Annotated in this window: 21 protein-coding genes; 15 read left to right on the forward strand and 6 right to left on the reverse strand. The window is 56.5% G+C overall.

Annotated features, from left to right (window positions below):
* The first annotated feature begins 394 nt into the window (after window positions 1–394).
* The 9 genes from JOE09_RS03530 to JOE09_RS03570 all read left to right on the forward strand — a co-directional run bounded on the left by JOE09_RS03530 (window position 395) and on the right by JOE09_RS03570 (window position 10,295).
* Window positions 395–943 carry a YbhB/YbcL family Raf kinase inhibitor-like protein gene (locus tag JOE09_RS03530; protein WP_205064809.1) on the forward strand — a complete coding sequence of 183 codons (549 nt, stop codon included), beginning with the start codon at window positions 395–397 and terminating at the stop codon, window positions 941–943.
* Window positions 944–1,339: 396 nt separating this feature from the next.
* Window positions 1,340–1,828, forward strand: a complete 489-nt coding sequence (locus JOE09_RS03535) for a hypothetical protein (RefSeq protein WP_105594372.1) — start codon at window positions 1,340–1,342, stop codon at window positions 1,826–1,828.
* A 106-nt stretch (window positions 1,829–1,934) separates the two neighbouring features.
* Complete coding sequence (icmH, locus tag JOE09_RS03540) at window positions 1,935–3,161, forward strand: type IVB secretion system protein IcmH/DotU (protein WP_420830604.1); 1,227 nt, start codon at window positions 1,935–1,937, stop codon at window positions 3,159–3,161.
* Window positions 3,161–5,206, forward strand: coding sequence for a type VI secretion system membrane subunit TssM (gene tssM, locus JOE09_RS03545; RefSeq protein ID WP_205065109.1), 2,046 nt, complete (start codon window positions 3,161–3,163; stop codon window positions 5,204–5,206). Before icmH ends, tssM begins: the two co-directional genes overlap by 1 nt.
* Window positions 5,190–5,888 carry a type VI secretion system-associated protein TagF gene (gene tagF / locus JOE09_RS03550; RefSeq protein ID WP_105594370.1) on the forward strand — a complete coding sequence of 233 codons (699 nt, stop codon included), beginning with the start codon at window positions 5,190–5,192 and terminating at the stop codon, window positions 5,886–5,888. Before tssM ends, tagF begins: the two co-directional genes overlap by 17 nt.
* A 21-nt stretch (window positions 5,889–5,909) precedes the next feature.
* On the forward strand, window positions 5,910–7,076 hold the full coding sequence (tagH, locus tag JOE09_RS03555) for a type VI secretion system-associated FHA domain protein TagH (RefSeq protein ID WP_205064810.1): 1,167 nt from the start codon (window positions 5,910–5,912) through the stop codon (window positions 7,074–7,076).
* Window positions 7,073–7,849, forward strand: coding sequence for a PP2C family protein-serine/threonine phosphatase (locus JOE09_RS03560; protein WP_205064811.1), 777 nt, complete (start codon window positions 7,073–7,075; stop codon window positions 7,847–7,849). Before tagH ends, JOE09_RS03560 begins: the two co-directional genes overlap by 4 nt.
* A 14-nt stretch (window positions 7,850–7,863) precedes the next feature.
* Window positions 7,864–8,817, forward strand: coding sequence for a hypothetical protein (locus JOE09_RS03565; RefSeq protein ID WP_205064812.1), 954 nt, complete (start codon window positions 7,864–7,866; stop codon window positions 8,815–8,817).
* A 35-nt stretch (window positions 8,818–8,852) separates the two neighbouring features.
* A complete protein-coding gene (locus tag JOE09_RS03570) occupies window positions 8,853–10,295 on the forward strand; it encodes a serine/threonine protein kinase (RefSeq protein WP_205064813.1) in 1,443 nt (480 codons plus the stop codon).
* 18 nt (window positions 10,296–10,313) lie between these two features.
* Here the strand turns inward: JOE09_RS03570 and JOE09_RS03575 are convergent, their stop codons facing one another.
* Window positions 10,314–10,991: a gamma-glutamylcyclotransferase gene (locus JOE09_RS03575; RefSeq protein ID WP_200544554.1), complete on the reverse strand. Its 678-nt coding sequence runs from the start codon at window positions 10,989–10,991 to the stop codon at window positions 10,314–10,316.
* 652 nt (window positions 10,992–11,643) lie between these two features.
* Between JOE09_RS03575 and JOE09_RS03580 the strand changes: the two genes are divergently transcribed.
* The 5 genes from JOE09_RS03580 (at window position 11,644) to JOE09_RS03600 (ending at window position 18,224) form a co-directional block, all read left to right on the forward strand.
* Window positions 11,644–12,567, forward strand: a complete 924-nt coding sequence (locus JOE09_RS03580) for an aminoimidazole riboside kinase (RefSeq protein ID WP_205064814.1) — start codon at window positions 11,644–11,646, stop codon at window positions 12,565–12,567.
* Window positions 12,568–12,710: 143 nt separating this feature from the next.
* A complete protein-coding gene (locus JOE09_RS03585; protein ID WP_205064815.1) occupies window positions 12,711–14,357 on the forward strand; it encodes a carbohydrate porin in 1,647 nt (548 codons plus the stop codon).
* 39 nt (window positions 14,358–14,396) lie between these two features.
* On the forward strand, window positions 14,397–15,770 hold the full coding sequence (locus JOE09_RS03590; RefSeq protein ID WP_205065110.1) for a sucrose-specific PTS transporter subunit IIBC: 1,374 nt from the start codon (window positions 14,397–14,399) through the stop codon (window positions 15,768–15,770).
* Complete coding sequence (locus JOE09_RS03595) at window positions 15,767–17,173, forward strand: sucrose-6-phosphate hydrolase (protein WP_205064816.1); 1,407 nt, start codon at window positions 15,767–15,769, stop codon at window positions 17,171–17,173. The genes JOE09_RS03590 and JOE09_RS03595 overlap by 4 nt, the downstream gene beginning before the upstream one ends.
* Window positions 17,174–17,201: 28 nt before the next feature.
* Window positions 17,202–18,224: a LacI family DNA-binding transcriptional regulator gene (locus tag JOE09_RS03600; RefSeq protein ID WP_205064817.1), complete on the forward strand. Its 1,023-nt coding sequence runs from the start codon at window positions 17,202–17,204 to the stop codon at window positions 18,222–18,224.
* 135 nt (window positions 18,225–18,359) lie between these two features.
* On the opposite strand, the gene chaB is transcribed toward JOE09_RS03600, so the two are convergent.
* Window positions 18,360–18,590, reverse strand: a complete 231-nt coding sequence (gene chaB / locus JOE09_RS03605; protein WP_205064818.1) for a putative cation transport regulator ChaB — start codon at window positions 18,588–18,590, stop codon at window positions 18,360–18,362.
* A gap of 398 nt (window positions 18,591–18,988) precedes the next feature.
* Here chaB and chaA point away from each other — a divergent pair, with 398 nt between their 5' ends.
* Entirely contained in the window at window positions 18,989–20,080 is a 1,092-nt protein-coding gene (chaA, locus tag JOE09_RS03610; RefSeq protein ID WP_205064819.1) for a sodium-potassium/proton antiporter ChaA, read from the forward strand.
* Between the two features lie 45 nt (window positions 20,081–20,125).
* Here the strand turns inward: chaA and JOE09_RS03615 are convergent, their stop codons facing one another.
* From JOE09_RS03615 to JOE09_RS03630, 4 genes are all read right to left on the reverse strand, one after another.
* The gene (locus JOE09_RS03615) at window positions 20,126–20,554 is read right to left on the reverse strand and encodes an META domain-containing protein (protein WP_205065111.1); all 429 of its coding nucleotides are present in this window, start codon (window positions 20,552–20,554) and stop codon (window positions 20,126–20,128) included.
* Between the two features lie 103 nt (window positions 20,555–20,657).
* Window positions 20,658–21,512, reverse strand: a complete 855-nt coding sequence (gene kdsA, locus JOE09_RS03620; protein ID WP_105594357.1) for a 3-deoxy-8-phosphooctulonate synthase — start codon at window positions 21,510–21,512, stop codon at window positions 20,658–20,660.
* A 43-nt stretch (window positions 21,513–21,555) separates the two neighbouring features.
* Window positions 21,556–22,365 (reverse strand): invasion regulator SirB1, encoded by an 810-nt coding sequence (gene sirB1, locus JOE09_RS03625; RefSeq protein WP_105594356.1) that lies wholly within the window; start codon window positions 22,363–22,365, stop codon window positions 21,556–21,558.
* Window positions 22,362–22,760 carry a SirB2 family protein gene (locus tag JOE09_RS03630; RefSeq protein ID WP_105594355.1) on the reverse strand — a complete coding sequence of 133 codons (399 nt, stop codon included), beginning with the start codon at window positions 22,758–22,760 and terminating at the stop codon, window positions 22,362–22,364. Before JOE09_RS03630 ends, sirB1 begins: the two co-directional genes overlap by 4 nt.

A 22,760-nucleotide genomic window follows, 5' to 3' on the forward strand; every position in this document is an offset into this window, starting at 1 on the left:
CAGCCTTACGCCAACGTCCTGTTGGCGTATCCTGGCCTGATGCTTTCATCTCAGCGCTGCGGATTACCCGACCTCCGCAGAGGCTGTTCCCCCTTCAACCATTCTGCTTGCTGTTTGATTTAGCCCAACCGTTGAATTGCCTGAACAGATTCAACAGACTGGCAGCTCACCATTCTCAGACCATACTGAAAGATAAGAAGTCGCCCAGCCAGCACCATCGCTAACGCCGACCACACTGAAACCCGGCCATTGGTCCGTTTCTTCAGACAGCACGAAAATAAACAAAGCAGGCTGGCCGGTCCACCGTAGGGGCCATCCACAGCGCGATGACAGGCCAGCCAGTGACAATATCAACCATCAGATAATCAGCACCACTTTAAAACGGAGAACGTCAATGAAAAAAACGCTACTCGCCGCCTCACTCCTGTTAGCCAGCCTCGGCGCTGGCGCACAGGAAATCTTCACCCTCAGTTCACCCGACTTTACCGATAATGCCCTGCTGGACAAACAGTTCGCCGGTGCGACCCCGGGTAACGTCAGCTGCACGGGTAAAAACGTCTCCCCGGCACTTAGCTGGAACCACGCTCCCGCAGGAACCAAAAGCTTTGCGCTGATGGTCTTTGACCCTGAAGGTGCGAAAGGACTCGGCGTCTCACATCTGGTGGCCTACAACATCCCCGCCAGCCGTACCCAGTTTGCCCGAGGCGACCTGACCAGCGGCAACGGATTCACCGGCGGAAAAAACAGCCCGGGAACCGATCGTTACCACGGCCCCTGCCCTCCGGCAGGCAGCGGCGCGCACCACTATGTCTTTACGCTTATCGCCAGCGATCTGGCGGCAGATGCACTTCCTTCCGGGCTGACCCGCGACCAGTTGCTCAACGCGCTGAAAGGCCACGCGCTGGCCGGTGCCGGAATCATCGGCCGCTATGGCAACGACTAAAGCGATCTCATTTTACGCCTTCAGCTAATCACTCGTCCGGTGATGCCCTGCGCATCACCGGGCCACGCCAAACGCCTGTTTTCACGCCAACTATGTAGCAGATAAGGAAAATTAGCATTTTTAGCGCTAATCAAATTGCCGTTATCACTCCTTTCAGGCAAAATCTGGCAAACAAGGCGACTGCTAGCATGTTCATTCAGCGCCTGCAATGGATTCTATTCCCAAAAACGTCAGGTAAGACCATTAACGATGTATCCTGATGTCAAACCGGGCAATTTTATTCCTCTCAACCGAAAAATGTGCCAACACATTCATTTTGGTTGCAATGGAGCGTGGCTGGCGCGGCGCTGTCGCGTTTTAAAGCCAGATATTCTGAACAGATTCACGGGGATCAAAGTGAAAATTAGCAGCGCGTTAATCTTGCTGGCCGTGTTTTCCCTCGCAGGATGCAAAACGGCCCCGTCACAGCCGGATGATGACACTCTGGTGACCAGTGAGGTCAATGGCGTGAAGCTGGTCCATCGATATGCAGTACAGGCCCCCACCTCTTTTACACCTGTAAACCAGCAATATCGTGCGCTGTATAAAGCCTCGGTGATGACCCGGCCCGACTACAGCGGCAAGATTGTTCGTTACCTGGAAACCGGAAAACCCTTCACCGTACTGGGTGAAGCGGACCACTGGCTGGCCATTGCCGGCGACGATCCGCAACAGCTGGCAGGATATGTTCCGCTGAAGGCCGGTGTAAAAAGCGAACTGTATGACGCTACGCTGCGCAACGATCGTCCTCGCCCGCGCAAAGCGCGTAAAAAAGAGTGCGTCGACGTGGGTGGGCAGAGCAAAGCCTGCCGCAGCGGCGATACGGCGACATGGATCTTGCAATAACCCGAACCCGATGCGGCAGCCACACTGCCGGTGAATGGATAAAATAATTTATGCGGCTGCGGGCCTTTTCCTGGCTGCAGCACACAGCTGAGATCCTCGAATCCTGATGATGCCAGAACTTTCTCCGGCGACAGAGAGCTACGCGGCCCTTGATAATCCTCTGCTGGCAGCAGCATTTCCCTTGCTGAACGCCGTGGTGCAGATCCGCCAGGCCATCAGCCATGACGATCCGGCAGGTTTACGCCAGCAGCTGGTTGATGAGATCCGCCTGTTTGAAAGTCGCTGCCGCAAGGTGGAACTGCCGTTTGAGACGATTATCGGTGCCCGCTACTGCCTGTGCACGGTACTCGATGAGGCGGCTGCGCAAACGCCGTGGGGCAATCGCGGCGTCTGGTCAGGTAACGGACTACTGGTAACATTTCATAACGAAGCCTGGGGCGGCGATAAGTTTTTTCAGCTGCTTTCCAGACTGTCGCAGAATCCCGATCAGCATCTTTCGCTGTTAGAAGTCATTAACTACTGTCTGCTACTGGGTTATGAAGGCCGCTACCGCACAATGGAAAACGGTCGCAGCCAGCGCGATGCCATTCGCGATCGACTTGCCACGCTCATTGCTAATGTCCGTGATACGCCGCATCACAACCGTATTTCTCCCCCGGTCGAGCTGCCGCATGAAGGTGCACCATGGCGCGCGCCGGTGCCACTTTGGGCATGCATGTCAATTGCTGCCTTTATCGCCTGCCTGGTCTTCTCCAGCCTGAACTGGCGTCTGGGTAACACCGCCACCACCCTGCTACAGCAAATCTGGCAAACCCCGCTACCGGAAACGGTCGCTGGCCAGCGCGGCCCCGTTCCACAGGCGTTAACCGACCTGCGTTTGCGGCTTAGCGATCTGATTACCGCTCATCAGCTGGATGTGGTGGATACCAGCAGTGGCAGCCGGGTGATCCTGCCGGTAGACGGCCTGTTCAATGCCTCTGGTACGGTACTTTCAGCCGAGGGGCGCGCGCTTATCGCCCGAGTTGCCACGGCGCTGGAAGCCGTTCACGGAACGCTGTTGATTAGCGTTTTCAGCGATGACAGACCGCGGCGTGAAGAACGTTTCCCCTCAAGCTATGAATATTCCCAGGCGCAGGCATCCGCCATCGCCAGCCTGATGCAGCAGCTGATTGCCCAGCCCGGTGTGTCTATTCGCACCCAGGGGCGGGGCGACAGCGGTGCACTGATGCCCAACGACAGCGCTCAGAATCGGGCTCAGAACAGGCGTGTAGAGATTACCCTGTTCGCCGCGCCTGAAAACGATGACCGCAGCAACAGCACCGGAAAATCATGATGTTGAAAACAATTTTCGCCCTGCTTACCTGCCGACCGATATGGGGCCTGCTCGGCGTCAGCGCCCTCTGCGCCCTGATCTGGATGCTCGGGCCTTTACTGGCCCTCAGTCAATTTCAGTTACTTGATAGCGATCTGAACCGTCAGTTGCTGATCGCCAGCTGCTATCTGCTGTGGGGGCTGTTTATGCTGCTGCCCCAGCTCTATCGCGCCTGGTATAACCGACGGATGCTAACGCGATTACAGTTGAACAGCCACGAGCAGAATGAGTTACAGGCTACCAGTGAAATGCTGGATATGCGCTTTCACGACGCAACTCAACTGCTAAAAAAGATCCAGTTTCCGAATAGCTCCCCATCACGCCGCAGCCGCTGGCTGCGCTTTTTCAGCGCCCGCTACCTCTATCAGCTGCCGTGGTATCTGATTGTCGGCGCACCGGGTGCGGGTAAAACTACCGCGTTGCTGAACTCCGGACTGGAGTTTGCGCTACCCGACAGCCTGAATAAAGGCGCACTGCGAGGCGTGGGCGGCACGCGCCACTGCGACTGGTGGTTCACACAACAGGCCGTACTGCTTGATACTGCGGGAAGATATACCCTTCAGGAGAGCCAGCGTACACGTGATGCCAGTGAATGGCAGACATTTATCGCCCTGCTTAAACGCTATCGTCCGCGTCAGCCAATCAATGGCGTGATCGTTACGCTCAGCGTGGCCGACCTGTTAAGTGACTCGGCGGAGATGCGTCAGGCGCAGGCGACAGCACTACGCAACCGCATGGCAGAACTTCACCAGCAAACGGGTATCCACTTCCCAGTCTATATCATGGTGACGAAAAGCGATCTGCTTAAAGGCTTTATGAGCTATTTTGCCCAGTGCGACAAAAGCCAGCGGGAGCAGGTCTTTGGCTTCACTTTCCCGCTAAAGGCCACAGCGGTTGAACACGACCCGCTGCTGCCCCAGTTTGAGCACTATTTCCATCAGCTGTGCAACCAGCTGATGAACGATCTCGCCTGCAATATGGCAAGGCAAACTGATTTACAGCAGCGCGCAGACTGCTTCCTTTTTCCGCAGGAATTCGCGTCCTTACGCCCGCTGCTGGCAGAATATCTCACCACCATTTTCTCGCCCCGACAGGGTGACCCGGCCTGGTCCATACGTGGACTATTCTTTACCAGCGGCACGCAGGAAGGTCTGCCGTTCGATCGCGTGATGGGCGAACTGGCGCGTAAACTCCAGCTGCCACAGTCGCAGGGGCAGTCAATTGCCAGCTGGAACAGCGTCAGCCGTACTTCGCCCATCCCGGCCAATAAAGGGCAAAGCTATTTTATTCACGACCTGCTCAGTAAAGTGGTGTTTCGTGAAAGTGCGCTGGCTGGCAGCGACAGCCGCTGGGAGTTACGTAACCAGCGCCTGCACCGCATGGGGTATGCCGCCACGGCTGCTGCATTAGTGGCGTGTTGTGGGCTGTGGTACACCAGCTATGATAAGAATCAGCGTTATTTGCAACAAATTGACGCCAGGTTACCGGAAATTCAGCAGCAGGCCCGTACGCTGAGCGATAACAACAGCGGCGATATTACCGGGCTGCTGCCGTTTTTAAACAGCCTGGTGGCACTACCTGAAGCGCCGGACTTTTCGCTCTCCTCTCCGCCGACGTTAATGCGAGCGGGGCTGTATCGGGGTGAGCAACTGTATAACGCCAGCTGGGGCCTGTATCAAAATGCCCTGAAATCCCTGCTGCTGCCGCGCGTTGCCCAGGCGATCACGCTCACGCTGCAGGAAGATAACGGCGCAGACGAATCTTTCACCCGCGACGCGATCCGCGCTTATCAGATGCTGTACCAGCCGCGGACATACGATGGGCGTTTTCTGCGGGGCTGGGTGATGCAGAATCTGTCAAAAAATCCGCCACCGGATATTACCGATGCCCAGCTTAAGCAACTGGACTGGCATTTAAGCCAGCTTCTCGATAAGCAGATCCAAAGCTCACCCTACGCGCGTGACGGCGTATTGATAATGAGAAAACAAAATGGCAACCAGCACTGAACTGGGATGGTATGGCAAACTCCCGGCAGCAGGGGATTTTGTCCATCGCCGGATGCCCGAATCGCAGCTTGCCCAGTGGTCAAACTGGTTTAAATCCGGCGTAGTACAGTGGCAACAATTGCACAACAACTGTACTGAAGCCTTCGCGCGTGCGCCGATCTGGAATTTTGCGCTGCCTGCCACACTTGGCGTACAGCAGGTGCAAATTGGCTGCCTGATGCCGTCGCGGGATCGGGTGGGCCGCGTCTGGCCGCTGATGGCCGCACAAAAGATCGCGGTGTCGCAGTGGCACCCGGTTCAGCTGGCAATGGCCGGTGAGTGGTTTAACGCTTTGGGCACTGCGCTGCAACAGGCCGTTCGCCAGCAGAAAAGCGTCGATGAGGCCGAGCTGGCGATAACTAACCTCGCCCCGCTGCCTGAGACTGTAAAACTCGACGCCAGCACGATTATTGGCTATCGCGATAGTCCGACTCTCGCATGGCCGGAGGTTTCGCGCCGTTTCGATCCGCTACAGTACACCAGCTACTGGTGGACGAATCAGTATGATGGCTGCCCGCTGGTTACGCACAAGCACAGCGGTAATTTAACCGCGCAGCTGTTTACACAATTATTTCATCCGACTCTGGCCGAAAATCCGGGCCGCCACGGACTTTATCCACCCATGTTTGACCAGGCTGACTGATCCGGGGGCGAAAACAGAAGTATGCGACTTACTCTTTTAAACCATCTGGAGCAGGACGTCTCCGTAAGCTGTGATTTCGCACCGCCAGGTGGCACCATCGGCCGCAGCGCGGATAACAATCTGATCCTTCCCGACCCTGAACGCACCATTTCTCGTTTACAGGCGCTGGTTCATGTTTCTCCCGCCGGGGAATGTCGTCTGACCAGCCAGGGTAGCGTTATCGCGGTGATACATAATGAACGCTCCCTTGCCCGCGGTGAACAGGTCAGGCTGATGCACGGCGATACGCTGACGATTGGTCACTATCATATTATGGTTACCGATCCCCACAGGACCGACGACAGTACGGTACTGGACGATCCACTGCTGCTGTTTAATGGTGAAAGCAGCAGCACGGAAGATCCACTGGGGATTCTTAACCCGGTTACGTTACCCGATAGCGTTCAGGAAAAACCCAGTGCGGAAGAGCTTGAACTGCGCGCCGCACGCGATGCTGCCGCCAGGCTGACGATAAACCCTCTGCCCACCAGCTACAGTGATAACGGCGATCCGGCAAGGGATGGCAGTCATGAGCAGCGGCTGCTCAATGCACTACTGGAAGGTATGGGTCTGGAGCCGGCGGCCGGTCAAACCGCTGAACTCAGCGAAGAGCAGATGCGCCTGACCGGCCGTATGCTGAGCCTGTTCTCACAGGGCACGGTCGCCCTGCTCTCCTCTCGTTCAATCCTCAAACGCGGGGTCAAAGCCGAAATGACCATGATCCTCAATGAGGCAAACAATCCGTTTAAAATCCTGCCCAGCGGTAAAACGGTACTGATGCAAATTTATCAAAGCCAGATGCCGGGATTTATGCCGCCGGAGCAGGCGGTGCGCGACGCGCTGGTTGATTTACAGGCCCATCAGTTGGGGATGACCTCCGGGATTCGGGCAATTATTGCCGCAATGCTTCAGTCGTTTAACCCGCAGCGGCTGGAAGAACACGCCCGCCAGGACAGCGCCATCCCCAGACTGGCCCTCAGCACATCGCGCAAGGCGGCTCTGTGGGACTACTTTTTACGCCACTATCAGAACACATCCGGAGATATTGAGGATGACTTTCACTCGCTGTTTGGCGAGGCGTTTTTGCAGGCGTATGAGATGGAAGTCAACCAGTACAAAGATTCTCAAAGCGCCGAGGAGGATCGATGAATATCACCTTTTGCAGCACGTCACAGATTGGTGGGCGCGTCAGTAATCAGGACGCCACCGGTACACAGCTTAACGAGCAATTCGGTACGTTCGTCGTCTGCGACGGCGTGGCGGGCAGCCCCGGCGGTGAACGGGCCGCCATCATTGCACGCGATACGCTGCTTTCGCAGACTGCCGGGCACAATGCGCTTTCACCTTTGCAGACCGAAGAGATGATTGCCGCCTGCGAACAGGCCATCCGTGCGGCGCAGCGGGCAGAACCCGCACTGAAGAAAATGAGTACCACCCTTGCCGCACTATTTATCGATCGCCCCGGACGGCGGGCCTGGTGGTGCCACGCCGGAGACACCCGCGTTTATCATTTTCGTCGCGGTGTGGTTCATGACATGACCCGCGATCATAGTCTGGTGCAGCAACTTCATGACGCCGGGTATGATAATACGGGAATAAACAGTCATTTACTGTATAACGCCCTGGGCACCGACAGCGTTCAGCCCCACGATTACAGCGCCGTATTGCCGCTGGAAGATGGCGATGTTTTTCTGCTGTGCAGCGATGGTTTTTGGAATAATTTGACACCTGCCGAGATGGAACAGGCACTAAGAATGGTAAACTCACCGCAGGAATGGCTGGCTCTAATGCAGAAAGCTATCGACCGCAGTGAAAAAAAGGATAATCTTAGCGCCGTGGCCGTCTGGTATGGGTCACCGCAGGACACTACTTTGCTTTTTTCTCTGACGGATTCAGCCCGGTTTTTACCACCGCGCGATTAATTTCAAGGAATGCTATGAAATACTGGTTGCCAGTTGTCCTGGGCCTGATGGCTGCCGCCAGCGCGCGGGCGGAAGATTACCGGGTCGTATCCTCTCCCAGCCTTTCGCTGGACGTATTTATTGATAATGTTGCCAGCAGTGCTCCGCAGTCCTGGTGCCAGGAAACGATCAACCTGCGCATTGTTTCCGCAAAAGCCACTGAATCCGTCGTGCTCGATAAGTTCCTGCCGCAGGTCGGAAAGCTGCTGCACAACCAGTGCGGCAAGCTGAAAGAGCTGCCGTGGCAAATGACCAGCAGTCGTGGCTCAGTACTGGCAGTGGGCAATGCCCTGCAGAGCGGTGGCTGGCAGCCGGTCATTACCGCCGATGCCACCGCCACGGCCACCGCCGATAACGCCGCACCGCTGGATATCTCCCGCCCGGCAAACACCGTACCGCTTCACTACTTCGATCTGCCCGGCGGCTGCCACTTCCGTACCTGGTGGGACGATCGCGGCTCGTCGCTGTTTATCCCCGAAACGAAATCGATGACCTGTACCTCCGACGGCTGGCTGGAGGGGCGCAGTGAACTGAGCCTGATGGATGGTCAAAAACCTGCGCTGCCGCTGGAAGTTACTTTTTATCAGGGTTACCCGCTGCGGGATCTGCATCCTGCCCCGGGCGAACTTGACGTTGTCACAGTGAATAATCAGCGCATGGTAGTCAGCCGCCCGGATGCACCGGACAGCTGGCTGGTACTGCCATTCATTCCTGAGCTTCACGTCTGGTCTTTTGAAGGAACGCTGCTGATTAAGATGGACAAAACCGACGCCAGTAACGCCGCAGAAATTAAAGAGCGGGTTGAGAAATTGCGCCAGACATGGTCAGCGACGATCGATCCCAAAGTGAAAGTGAACGTGCTGCTGGTTGATGCCCTGCATGCCGATCTTGCCGACCCGGCAACAGGTGCCTGGCGCACCGTTAATTAAGTATCTGGCGTAGCGTACGTTAGGAGAGTTTTATTATGTCGGCAAACGAGCAGCAACAAAATGCGACCAAAGCGCTTCCGCCGGGCTATCGCTTCAATGAATTCGAAATTCAGGAAGTGATTGGCGGCGGTGGCTTCGGCATTGTTTATCGTGCCTGGGACCATCTGCTGGAACGCACTATCGCTATCAAGGAATTTATGCCGAACTCGCTGGCGACTCGCAGCGAGGATCTGTCCGTCATACTTCGGGCCGAGCGCCATCAGCGGCTGTTTAACGCCGGGATGAACAGTTTCGTGCAGGAAGCCCGGCTGCTGGCGCGTTTTAACCATCCCGGACTGCTGCACGTTCTGCGCTTTTGGGAAGGCAATGGCACCGCCTACATGGGGACGTTGTTCTATAGCGGGATGACGCTTAAAGCATGGCAATCCAGCCAGCCGCAGACGATTAATGAAGCATTGATCCGTCAACTGCTACCGCCGCTGTTTGGTGCCATCAACACCATCCATCGCGCAGGCTTCCTGCATCGGGATATTTCGCTGGATAATATTCAAATCCAGGAAAACCAGCTGCCGGTGCTGCTTGATTTTGGTTCTGCCCGCAAGGAGATTGGAAACCTCTCTGACGAAACCGAGATTATGCTCAAACCGGGCTTTGCACCGCTGGAGCAGTACTGCGAAGAAAGCGATGCGGAACAGGGGCCGTGGACCGATATTTATGCCCTGGGTGCGGTGCTGCATACGCTGATTATCGGAACCCCTCCGCCGGTTAGCGTTGTGCGCAGCATTGAGGACAGCTATCAGCCGCTTAGCGATCTTCGCCCTGAGGGATATTCGCTGCCGCTGCTCAACGCCATTGACCGCTCGCTGATGATGGATGCCACGCAGCGCCCGCAGTCGATAGATGAGCTGGCGTCGCTGATTAATTTGCCGGTGACTGACGTTGAAGATCTGCTCAGCACAATTGGCGAACCGCCCGTTTCGCCGACAGCGCAGCCCGAAGCGGAACCCGTTCCGGCAACAGAGACAGAAGCACCTGTGGCAGCGATAAACCCGGCAGCCAGCGCCGCTGAACCACTCATTGCGGCAAAGCGCCCACTTCGCTTGTCAAAGCCGCTGCTGCTGCTGAGCGCCCTGGCCGTTCTTGCCGTGGGCACGGTGCTGTGGATGCTAAACCGCGCTCCGCAGTCTGACGTCGCGCAGCCGGTAACCGAGGCTTCACCAACAGCTCCCGTAGCCGACGCCACAGCAGCCGCTGCCGACACGCCAGCGCTGGCAACGGTGTATCTGAAACTAAGCAATGGGGATACGCTGTTGCTTAACAATAACGCGATGACGGTGACGCCAAATAACAGTGGCTACGCCGTGCTGAATCTTGCGGCAGGTGACTATTTGCTTCAGGTACACAGTACGCAAGGCGACTACAGTCAGCAGTTGAAAATCGACCGCGCCGGAACCTGGCTGATTAACCCGGCGCATTGATGTGCAGATCCGGCGGGGTTATCCCGCCAGTCCACTGTGGCACTGCTGCAGTTCGCGCACCTTACTTGCCAGGTCGGTCAGGCAGTCATCATTGATGCCGCGCTGGTTAAGCTCTTTTTCCAGTGAAAACAGATACTGCGCATTCGTTCCCAGCGGACCGGTGGCTTTAGCAATCAGCGGCGCGATGGTCTGCGGGCAGGAGTCGGTTTCATACAGCGGATGGCGTGGGTCCATGATAAACACCAGTGCGGTGACTTTTCGGCCATCGTCCAGCGCCAGTTCACACCAGGTAGGCAGATAGCAGCCGGTGATCATTTCGCGTTTCCACAGCAGCTCCAGCTCTTCATGCAGCTTTGCCTCCGGCAGGCAAAAGGCCAGGCCGGTGGTTTCACCGCCCTCTTTCAGGGCCAGCATGCGTCCGGGCTGACTGGCCGTTCCCCGTCCGGCGGTCAGGCGCAGGCAGAAAGCGCGATGCCAGCCGACCAGCGTACCGGTAGCGGCTTCATCGGCTTCAAACACCGGGTTCCACATTAACGAACCGTAGCCGAAAATCCATACCGGGCTGTGGTCAGGGCGGCATGCGAGGGTCGCCGCCAGCGAAGCAGCCCGCTGCTCCGCACTCCATAACAGTGATTCCTCGATATCACCAAAAGCGGTTTTACAGTCAGCTTTTAATAAGAAATCTCTTGTTAACACTTTTACCTCCAAGCCACTGCTCAAAATACACCCTGCTGATTTCGCCGTCCGCGATTTAACTATTTTTAGTTATTTTATCAAACATTATTACTGACCTTATGCATTTATTCAGCAGCTTTCAAGTTGGAGGTGGATCACAAAAGAAAAAAAATGACCGGGTGGTGACGGGCAGGTGAAATTTGATATGTGTTCATCCGCAGTGCCCGCGCTGACGGATAACCCATTCGGGATCGCTACCCGTCTGCTTTGACAGTTTTGTGTGGCCTGAAATGTAAGTTTTTAGATCTGTAGCGACTCATTAGTACCGAAGGGACCCGCCTCTGCGGCTGACGGGCAATCCGCAGCGCTGAGGTGAAGGCAGCACGACCGGAGATGGCAGCAGGGATGCTGACATCAGGCGTGGCGCGGGCAGGACGCCCGCACCGCGCCGATCCGAAAGGCGTGATGCCGTAACCGAAGGCACCGCATAGCGGCGCGAGGACCGCCCGTCAGCCGCAGAGGCGGGTCCCAACACTCCAGATACGCAGCTACAAGCTCACATCACTATGTCCCTGAATGCTCAGACAACCATCAACTATCCAATCATTAACACTTTTCTTTTTTGCTAAACCAGTTTAGCTTACTGGCAGATTTTTACTTCAGGACAATCACAATGACGCAACGAATCTGGGTATTGGGTGATGCAGTAATCGATTTGCTACCGGAACAGGACGATCGCCTGTTGAAATGCCCCGGCGGCGCACCGGCTAACGTCGCGGTTGGTATCGCGCGGCTTGGTGGTAATAGCGCCTTTATCGGCTGCGTGGGCGATGACCCGTTCGGCGCATTCCTGCAGCACACACTACGCGACGAAGGCGTTGATATCAGCAATATGCATCGCGAAAAAGGCCATCGCACCTCTACCGTGCTGGTCAGCCTGGACCAGCACGGCGAGCGACAGTTTACCTTTATGGTGCGCCCCGCCGCTGACCTGTTCCTCAGCAGCGAGCGGCTACCGCGCTTCGCCGCCGGTGAAGGGCTGCACCTCTGCTCGATTGCGCTCAGCGCCGAACCCAGCCGCAGCGCAGCGCTGGAGGCAATGCGTGCCATCAAACAGGCCGGGGGCTGGGTAAGTTTCGATCCCAATCTGCGCGAAGATCTGTGGCCTGACCACCAGCTGCTGACATCCCTGCTGGATACCGCCTTCCAGCTGGCCGATATCATCAAATTGTCTGAAGACGAGTTAGCGACCCTCAGTGACGCCAGCGATCTTGCCGCACGTATTGCCGATTTCGGCAGCCGCTATCAGCCCGCACTGCTGCTGGTGACCTGCGGTGCCGAAGGCGTCTGGCTGTGGCAGAACGGCACGCAGCGGCACTTCCCGGCTCCGACCGTGAATGTCGTCGATACCACCGGCGCGGGCGATGCCTTCGTTGCCGGGCTGCTGGCGGCACTGGCGCAGGAAGACAATCCGCTGGCACCGCGTCAGCTGGAAACCGCTATCCAGCAGGCGCAGCGCAGCGGGGCAGCAGCCACTACCGCCAAAGGCGCAATGACCGCTCTGCCCTACGCCGCTGACCTGGCCGAAATTCACTAATTAGATGGATAAAATGCTAACCCGATCACACTTCCTAAACCGGGTTAGCAATTCAGATTGATCATTTCGTGCCACCTGGCATAACCTCGCGATCGAACCGGTTTAGCAAAATCATAAAACACACACTCTGGAAAACCGAGAAGATGATCAAACCATCAATTCTGACCCTTGCCATCGGTCTGGCGCTTGCAACACCCACACTCAGTTTCGCCGCCCCGACTCTCAGCAGTCTTGAAGCGCGATTAGCCGCGATGGAAGCACGCCTGCAACAGGCTGAAAACCGTGCTGCCAACGCGGAAACCCGCGCCAGCCGGGCAGAAAAAGATGTCGCCAGACTTCAGGCACAGACGGCGCGTCAAAATGAAACGGCTACGCTTTCAGCCCGATCGGCAACGGCAGATTCTCCGGCGTCTTCACATTCCGCATCCGGTAGCGCCCAGCCGGGTTCAGCATCCGTAGCGGCTTCTGCCGTCGCGGGCTCTGCCATTGCGGCGAACGCCCAGCCAGCGCAAACGGCCAGTGCCGCCCCGGTGGAAAGCAAACCCTCGTTCGCTGACGGATTTGAATTCCACGGCTATGCCCGTTCCGGCCTGATCATGAACGACTCTGCTGCAGGCACACAGAGCGGTCCTTATCTGACGCCGGCCGGGGAAACCGGTGGTGCGGTAGGCCGACTGGGCAATGAAAACAACACCTACGTTGAACTGAATTTTGAACACAAACAGCAGCTGGCTAACGGCGCAACCACCCGCTTTAAGGCGATGTTGGCGGACGGTCAGAAGGACTACAACGACTGGACCGGCAGCACCAGCGAACTGAATATTCGCCAGGCGTTCGTGGAGCTGGGCAATTTACCGGATTTCAGCGGTCCGTTTAGCCACAGTACCCTGTGGGCCGGTAAGCGCTTCGACCGCGATAACTTTGATATTCACTGGCTGGATTCCGACGTGGTGTTCCTCGCCGGGACCGGCGGCGGTATTTACGACGTGCAGTGGAATGAAGGGCTGAAGAGCAGCTTCTCGCTATATGGCCGTAACTTCGGCGATATCGAAGCGATTGATAACACCATTCAAAACTACATCGTCACCACCAACAACTTTGCCGGTCCGTTCCAGCTGATGCTAAGCGGCCTGCGGGCGAAGGATAACGACGAGCGGGTGAATACCGCCCGCCAGAACGATAACGCGGGCGACACCGGCCTGCACGCCATGCTGGCCCTGCACAACGACAGCTTCTGGGGGCTGCGTGAGGGTCAGGCGAAAACCGCCGTGCTTTACGGACGCGGGCTGGGTGCCGAAGTTAAAGGCATCGGATCCGACGGTAACCTGACCCAGCAGGCGGAAACCTGGCGCCTGGCCAGCTACGGTGTCACCCCACTCAGCGATCGCTGGAGCTTTGCCCCGGCGGTGCTGGCGCAGAGTAGCAGCGACCGCTATGCAGCGGGCGACCACTACCGCTGGGCGACATTAAATGCGCGCCTGATCCAGGAAATCAACCCGAGTTTTGCGCTGGCTTATGAAGGCAGCTATCAATACATGGATCTCGATCCGCAGGGCTATAAAGATCGGCAGGCGGTCTCCGGCAGTTTCTGGAAGCTGACCTTTGCGCCGACGTTTAAAGTTGCCGATATCGGTGACTTCTTCACGCGCCCTGAAATTCGTCTCTTCGCCACCTGGATGGACTGGAACAGCTCACTGGATCGCTACGCCAGCGATGATTCGTTCGGCAGCACCGGCTTCAGTGCCGGTGGTGAATGGAACTTTGGCGTACAGATGGAAACCTGGTTCTGATAACCGGCCTGAAACATTAAATCACCGACTGAGGGAATGATGGATTTTGACAAAATAGCCCGTGAACTACTGCCGCTGCTGGGCGGCCGGGAAAATATCGCCAGCGCCGCGCACTGTGCCACCCGGCTGCGGCTGGTGATGGTCGATGATGATAAAGTGCAGAAAGAGGCCATTGAAGCGATCGAAGGCGTGAAAGGCTGTTTTCGTAATGCGGGCCAGATGCAGATTATCTTTGGCAGCGGCATCGTCAATAAAGTCCACGCCGCGTTTATTACAGCAGCGGGTATTAATGAATCCAGCAAAAGCGAAGCGGCTGATATTGCAGCGAAAAAGCTGAATCCGCTACAGCGCATCGCCCGCACGCTGTCGAATATCTTCGTACCGATTATTCCGGCGATTGTCGCATCAGGCCTGCTGATGGGCCTGCTGGGTATGGTGAAAACCTATGGTTGGGTCGATGCCAGCAGCGCGCTATTTATCATGCTGGATATGTGCAGCTCGGCGGCCTTTATCATCCTGCCGATCCTGATTGGTTTTACCGCCGCGCGCGAGTTTGGCGGCAATCCGTATCTGGGCGCAACGCTGGGCGGCATTCTCACCCATCCGGCGCTAACCAACGCGTGGGGCGTGGCCAGCGGTTTCCATACCATGAACTTCTTTGGTCTGGAGATTGCGATGATCGGCTATCAGGGCACGGTATTCCCGGTGCTGCTGGCGGTCTGGTTTATGAGCCACTGCGAAAAAACCTTACGCAAATTTATCCCTAACGCGCTGGATATTATCCTTACGCCGTTCCTGACGGTGGTGATCTCCGGCTTCGTTGCCCTGCTGGTTATCGGCCCCGCCGGTCGCGGGCTGGGAGAAGGGATCTCCCTGGTACTCAGCACGCTGATTGCCCACGCGGGATGGCTGGCCGGTTTAATTTTCGGCGGTCTGTACTCGGTTATTGTGATTACCGGCGTGCATCACAGCTTCCACGCCATTGAGGCGGGGTTATTGGGTAATCCGTCGATTGGCGTTAACTTCCTGCTGCCGATCTGGTCAATGGCCAACGTCGCCCAGGGCGGTGCCTGCCTGGCCGTGTGGTTTAAAACCCGCGACGTGCGCACCCGCAGTATCGTTCTGCCCTCGGCGTTCTCGGCGATGCTTGGGATTACCGAAGCGGCTATTTTCGGTATCAACCTGCGCTTTATTAAGCCGTTTATCGCCGGTCTGATCGGCGGCGCGCTCGGCGGGGCATGGGTGGTCGCGATGCACGTCAATATGGTAGCCGTCGGCCTGACCGCCCTGCCGGGGCTGGCGATCGTACAGAGCAGTTCGATGATCAACTACCTGATCGGCATGGTGATTGCGTTTGTTACCGCTTTTGTGCTGTCGCTGCTGCTGAAAATCAAAGTTGAGGTGAAAGCATGAGCGACGCCCATCTGGTGAAACAGGCGCTGCGTGCGGTACTGAGCGGCCAGCAGCGCGCGGCCGCCGATCGTCATCGCCCGGCCTGGCATCTGGCTCCGCCCGTCGGGCTGATGAACGATCCGAACGGATTTATCCAGTTTAACGGTCGCTATACCCTGTGCTATCAGTGGAATCCGCTGGCCTGTGCGCACGGCGCCAAGTTCTGGGGGCAGTGGAGCTCGGCGGACCTGGTGCAGTGGCGGCATGAACCGCTGGCGCTGGCGCCTTCTGAAAGCTATGAGAGCCACGGCTGCTACTCCGGCAGCGCGGTGGATAACCACGGCGAGCTGACGCTGGTCTACACCGGTAATGTGAAGTTTGACGACGGACGCACCGCCTGGCAGTGCCTGGCGGTGCGCGACGAGCATGGTGAATTCCGCAAGCTGGGCCCGGTACTGCCGCTGCCGGAAGGCTATACCGGCCACGTGCGCGATCCCAAGGTCTGGCAGCATAACGGCAGCTGGTACATGGTGCTGGCGGCGCAGGACCAGCAGCTACAGGGTAAAATTTTGCTGCTGATTTCCCCCGATCTGCACAGCTGGACGCTGCTGGGCGAGATGGCCGGCAGCGGCCTGAACGGGCTGGGTGAATTCGGCTATATGTGGGAATGCCCGGATCTGTTCCGTCTGGACGATCGTGAAATTCTGCTCACCTGTCCGCAGGGTCTGGAGGCCGACGGCTGGCGCTATCGCAACACCTTCCAGAGCGGTTATTTCTGCGGAACGCTGGATTACGATACGGCGCAGTTCAGCCACGGGGAGTTTAATGAGCTCGATCTCGGCTTTGAATTTTATGCGCCACAGAGCTGTCTGAGCGACGATGGCCGCCGCCTGCTGATCGGCTGGATGGGACTGCCGGACGCGGATGAGTTTTATCAGCCAACGCTGAGCCATGGCTGGATACACACCATGACCTGCCCCCGCGAACTGACCCTGAGCGGCGATCGCGTAATTCAGCGCCCGGCGCGCGAACTTCAGCAACTTCGTCAGCATGAGACTCAGCTTAAAGGTATTGCCGGTAACCTGCCCGCGCTGGATGTGGACAGTGCTGAGCTGCACGTATCGATTGATGGCAGCTTCAGCGCCAGTTTTGCCGATGCACTCAATCTTCATGTCGATCGTCATGGCCTGACGCTGGCGCGTAAAAATCTGCGTACCGGCGAACTGGAAGAGCGCCACTGGGGCGGTGAGGTGCGCACGTTGCAAATCCTCTGCGATCGCTCCAGCGTGGAGATCTTTATTAACGATGGCGAGGCAGTGCTGTCATCGCGCTATTTCCCGGACGCTCAGCCGCATCTGAGGTTTAACGGCAGCGCGCAGATTAGCCTCAGTCACTGGAGGTTGCGGCAATGCGTGATAGAATGATCGCCTGTTCATTCACGCCTAAGCCACTGTGACTAAAAACAAACGTATCACCATTAACGATATCGCCCGACTGGCCGGTGTATCCAAATCCACCGCCAGTCTGGTACTTAATGGTCGCGGTAAAGAGCTGCGCGTAGCGGAAGCCACCCGCAGTCGGGTAATGGAAATCGCCCGCCAGCATCACTACCAGCCCAGCATCCACGCCCGTGCGTTAAACTCCAGCCGCAGTAATACCCTTGGCCTGGTGGTACCGGAAATGACCAACCACGGTTTTGCCCGCTTCTCTCATGAACTTGAGATGCTGTGCCGCGATGCCGGACTACAGCTGCTGATCGCCTGCACCGCTGAAAATGCCAGCCAGGAAACGCTGGCTGTCGGTAGCCTGATCCAGCGTCAGATCGACGGTCTGATTGTTGCCTCCAGCATGCTCAATGACACCGAGTATCAGAAGATTAACCAGCAGCTGCCGGTAGTGCTGTTTGACCGCCATCTGGGTGAGTCATCGCTGCCGCTGGTGATCACCGACGCGACAGCCCCGACGGCGACCCTGCTGGAAGCGGTGGCGCGAGAAGGCTATGAAGAAATTTATTTCTTTGGCGGGCAGCCGCGTATCTCCCCCACCCGCGATCGTCTGGCCGGTTATCAACAGGGGCTGGAACGCGCTGGCGTGACGGTGCGCCCGGAGTGGATCATGCACGGCCATTACCACTCCAGTTCCGGTTACGAGATGTTTGCCGATCTTTATGCCCGTCTGGGCCGCGTGCCGCAGGCGCTGTTTTGCGCCGCCTGTGGACTACAGGAAGGCGTGTTGCGCTACCTCAGCCAGCACGGACTGCTGGATACCCCGATGCATCTCTGTAGCTTTGACGATCACTATCTTTATGACGCCCTGTCGGTACGTATTGATACGGTCGAGCAGGACGAGCGCCTGCTGGCGTGGAACTGCTTTGAAATGATCACTCAACTGATTGATGAACAGCCCCCGGAGACAACTCAGCGCTGGCTACCTGCGCGGCTGAAATGGCGTCGGGCGAAAAATCCAGAAATTTAACCGGGTAATACGCCCTTTCGGGCGTAATGCCATGTCCGTTTGGAAAACGAGAGCTCAACTTGTCCGGGTGAGCGACATCATTCTGACATCAGCAAAACCTCGCTTCGCCTTCGGTAAGCGCGTTGCATTATGACTTCAGCGCGTCTTGTGCCACTTATCATCGTCGCCTTTATGGTACTGGTGCTTGACTGCAGCCCAGGCCACTTTGTGGGCGACCTCCTCGCGTGAATCATCTCCACGGCGATCGTCGCTCTTTTTATACTGTTCCCAGGCACTGTTAAATGCTTCTTTATAGATGTCCTGGGCATGTGCAGGCAGTACGTGTTTAACGGCATCAGGCAGCGCCTGGCGGGAATCGTAGGGCATTATTGACCTCCTGAATGAGCATAAATCAATCACCGTTAAGCCTGGCGCACAGACGCTTTTTTGCCACCTTCTTTTTTTACAAGCCTGGATTGAATTTCTCATTACCGGGCACATTATCCGACCACAAAACTCACTACGAGCGGTTAATTTCACCCAATCATTAGATTATAAAAAATAAACACCCTGATATTTCATTGGGATAAAAAGTTAATTATTAAAAATGAAGACTTCAGCATTAATTAACCCAAAGTCCGTAAAATCGCGTAAATATTTACCGCCACGTTAAAAAAAAAGATTACACTTTCGCCACTTGTCACTGATACTTCAGTCACGACTTTAAGAGGCCCCCCGATTTCGTCGGTTTTGGGCCAGCGGATTTCGATAAGGAGCGTTAGCCTATGAGTGCCCACGAGAGCAGTAAAACCCGCCACACCGAGTACTCCCTGATCTTCCCCCTGGCCGCACTGCTGATATTGTGGTTCTGGGGAAATACCACATCGCTACCTGTCGTTGTCGGCATTAATTTACTGGCGCTGGTCGCTATTCTCAGCAGCGCCTTTAGCGTAGTGCGTCATGCCGACGTCCTGGCGCACCGTCTGGGTGAACCCTACGGTTCGCTTATTCTCAGTCTCTCCGTCGTTATTCTTGAGGTCAGCCTGATCTCCGCACTGATGGCCACCGGCGATGCCGCACCGGCGCTGATGCGCGACACGCTGTTCTCGATCATTATGATCGTTACCTGTGGCCTGGTCGGCTTTGCCCTGCTGCTCGGCGGCCGCAAATTCGCCACTCAGTACGTTAATCTGGTGGGTGTAAAACAGTATCTGATCGCCATCTTCCCGCTGGCAATTATCGTTCTGGTGCTTCCCGTGGCGCTTCCGGGCGGTAATTTTAGCGTTGCGCAGGCGCTGCTGGTTTCAGCCATTTCAGCCGCCATGTACTGGGTGTTCCTGCTGATCCAGACCAAAACCCATCAGAGCCTGTTTGTTTACGAACATGAAGACGATGACGGCGATCCGCACCACGGCAAGCCTTCCGTACACAGCAGTGCCTGGCATACCGCGTGGCTGATTGTGCATCTGATTGCGGTCATTGCCGTCACGAAAATGAATGCGAATCCGCTGGGTGAGTTGCTGACGGCGATGAATGCCCCGGAGCAGTTTACCGGCTTCCTGGTGGCGCTGCTGATCCTGTCGCCGGAAGGACTTGGCGCGATTAAAGCGGTGCTGGCCAATCAGGTACAGCGCGCGATGAACCTGTTCTTTGGTTCGGTGCTGGCGACGATCTCGCTGACCGTACCTGCGGTAACAATTATCGCCTCGCTGACCGGGCAGGAGCTGATTTTCGGCCTGGAGTCACCGCAGATGGTGGTCATGATTTCCGCACTGATACTGTGCCAGATCTCCTTCTCTACCGGCCGCACCAACGTGCTGAACGGCGCGGCGCATCTGGCGCTGTTTGCCGCCTATTTGATGACGGTTATGCTGTAACGTAAAAAAGGCCGGGTTCACCGGCCTTTTTTTATTCTTTACTGCTTAATTCTTTTCTGCGCTCTGCTCAACCCGATACACCAGCGTATGTCCAGCCCCATTCAACGTCAGAGTTTGCTGCTGCATTGTCACGCTGGCCCCCGCCGTCAGCACCTGACCCAGCAGTTGTTCCCACTGGTTAAGTTCACCATCGTGACACCGCATCCTGGTCGTTGCCAGCTGCGGAACCGTCAGTCGGCCCTGTTCGAGTTGTCCCTGTCCGAAGAAGCGGTTGCACATCACGCCGCTGACTCTCAAACCCGGTGCAAAGCTAATGCCCGGACGTATCCCGGCACGTTGCTCAACGGGTTTGCCATCAACCGCACTCAGCACGAAGTACTGATTCAGCAGCTGCTGCTCATTTAAACGGTTGCCGTCACTACTACAGCCGCTGGCGACGAGCGCCGCCAGCATCAGCAGAATAGATTTCTTCATCATGGCTCCTTGAGTCAAGCTTTCGGCCCACACTCCGGCGGGTAACGAGAAGAGCAGGAAAGAAAACGGGCCTGAAAATCAGGCCCGGAGAGATTACGCTATCTTAGTTGCTGGTATCCAGCTCAGGGAAGCTTTTGACCAGGTCGTCAATCGCTTTCATCTGCACCAGGAACGGCTCCAGCTTGTCCAGCGGCAGCGCCGACGGGCCATCGCATTTGGCATTGGCCGGGTCCGGGTGTGCTTCAATAAACAGACCGGCAATGCCCACCGCCATACCGGCACGAGCCAGTTCGCTCACCTGTGCACGACGTCCGCTGGAAGCGGCGCCCATTGGGTCACGGCACTGCAGGGCATGGGTCACGTCGAAGATCACCGGGCTACCGTTGGAAACCTGTTTCATCACGTTGAAGCCCAGCATGTCGACCACCAGGTTGTCGTAGCCGAAGTTAGCACCGCGATCGCACAGAATAACTTTATCGTTGCCGCCTTCCGCGAACTTATCCACGATGTTGCCCATCTGGCCCGGGCTGACGAACTGCGGTTTCTTCACGTTGATTACCGCGCCGGTTTTCGCCATCGCTTCCACCAGATCGGTCTGACGGGCAAGGAAGGCCGGAAGCTGGATAACGTCAACCACGTCCGCCACTGGCTGAGCCTGGCTGGCTTCGTGCACATCGGTGATGATTTTCACGCCGAAGGTTTGCTTCAGCTCCTGGAAGATTTTCATCCCTTCTTCCAGTCCCGGACCACGATAGGAGTGAATAGAAGAACGGTTGGCCTTATCAAATGACGCTTTGAACACATAAGGAATACCCAGTTTCTGGGTTACGGTGACGTAATGTTCACAAATACGCATGGCCAGATCGCGGGATTCAAGCACGTTCATGCCACCAAACAGGACGAATGGCAGATCGTTTGCTACCGGGATATCACCAATGCTAACCACTTTTTGTTTCATGTCTTCGCCTTATGTCTTAGAGGTATTCACCGCGCACAGTGCATCAGTGCAGGGTTATCTGTTTCTGTTCAATGGAGTGGATCTGCAGCTTAATCATTTCACTCACCGGATCTTCCGGGCACTGCTCCACAAAGTAAGCCAGATCGCTCAACGCCACGTGTTCGCATTCCAGCTGGGCGAAAATCAGCCCGCGATCGCGAATTTCATAGGGGTCTTCAGGGTCCATCTGTACCAGAACCTGGCTCACCTGTAGCGCTGTTTCCATCTGTTTTTCTTCCATCAGCGCGGCCTTCAGCGTATCGAGCATTTTGCGCAGCACGGCCAGCGGCTCGGCTTCCTGCAAATCGTCATCATACAGTTCGGCAATCGGGCCGATATTGCCCTTCAGCCACACCTCAAGGGTATGTTCATCCAGCGTGTCACCGTTAAAGGGATTGATTAACCAGATATCTTCATCAATCCACTCGGCGCGCAGGATTAGCTGCGTGGGGAAAATAACCGGGCACAGCGGCAGCTCAAGCTGGCGGGCAATATGCAGGAACACAATCCCCAGCGACACCGCCGTTCCCTGACGGGTACGCAGTACATTATCCAGCCACAGAGAATCAGAGAGGCGATAGATACCGCCCGCGCCGCCGAATCCCCACTGGTGCCAGAAAAGCTCAATCAGCTTCTCCAGCTGTAAATCGGCTTCAAGCTGCGGCGAAATAGTCGCACGCGCTTCGGCTACCAGCGCCGACAACTGCTCTCTGACGTTTTCAGCCGGAAAGTCGCTGCGAATGGCCAGCGATGCCGCGATAACCGCTTCACTCAGCGGGGCGGCAGTAAAATCAAAATCAGCTAAGGACGTCATACAAACCCCAACAGTGGCATTTTAGTTGTGGCTAACCGGACAATCGCATAAACCGCGACCAGGGCCACAATGAACGCTATCCAGCGCACTTTCTGCGCACGCGGACGTCGTCCGAGGGCAATAAAGCCCAGTGCAATATAGATAATAACGCCAAACAGCTTCTCAGTCAGCCAGCTGCCCTGTGGCGAGAACGGGTAAAAGTGGGTAATCGTGACCAGCAGCACACCGGACAACAACAGCAACGTGTCATTGATGTGCGGCACAATACGAACCCAGCGACGCTGCAGCATGGCAGACTGGCGCTGTAACCACCAGAAACGTAAAACAAACATCAGCACGGTAATGCAAACCGTCAGCAGATGGAAATGTTTTAGCGGAAGATACCATGTAGCCAT

It is taken from the genome of Pantoea coffeiphila (genome assembly GCF_016909495.1).
Lineage (GTDB): Bacteria > Pseudomonadota > Gammaproteobacteria > Enterobacterales > Enterobacteriaceae > Erwinia > Erwinia coffeiphila.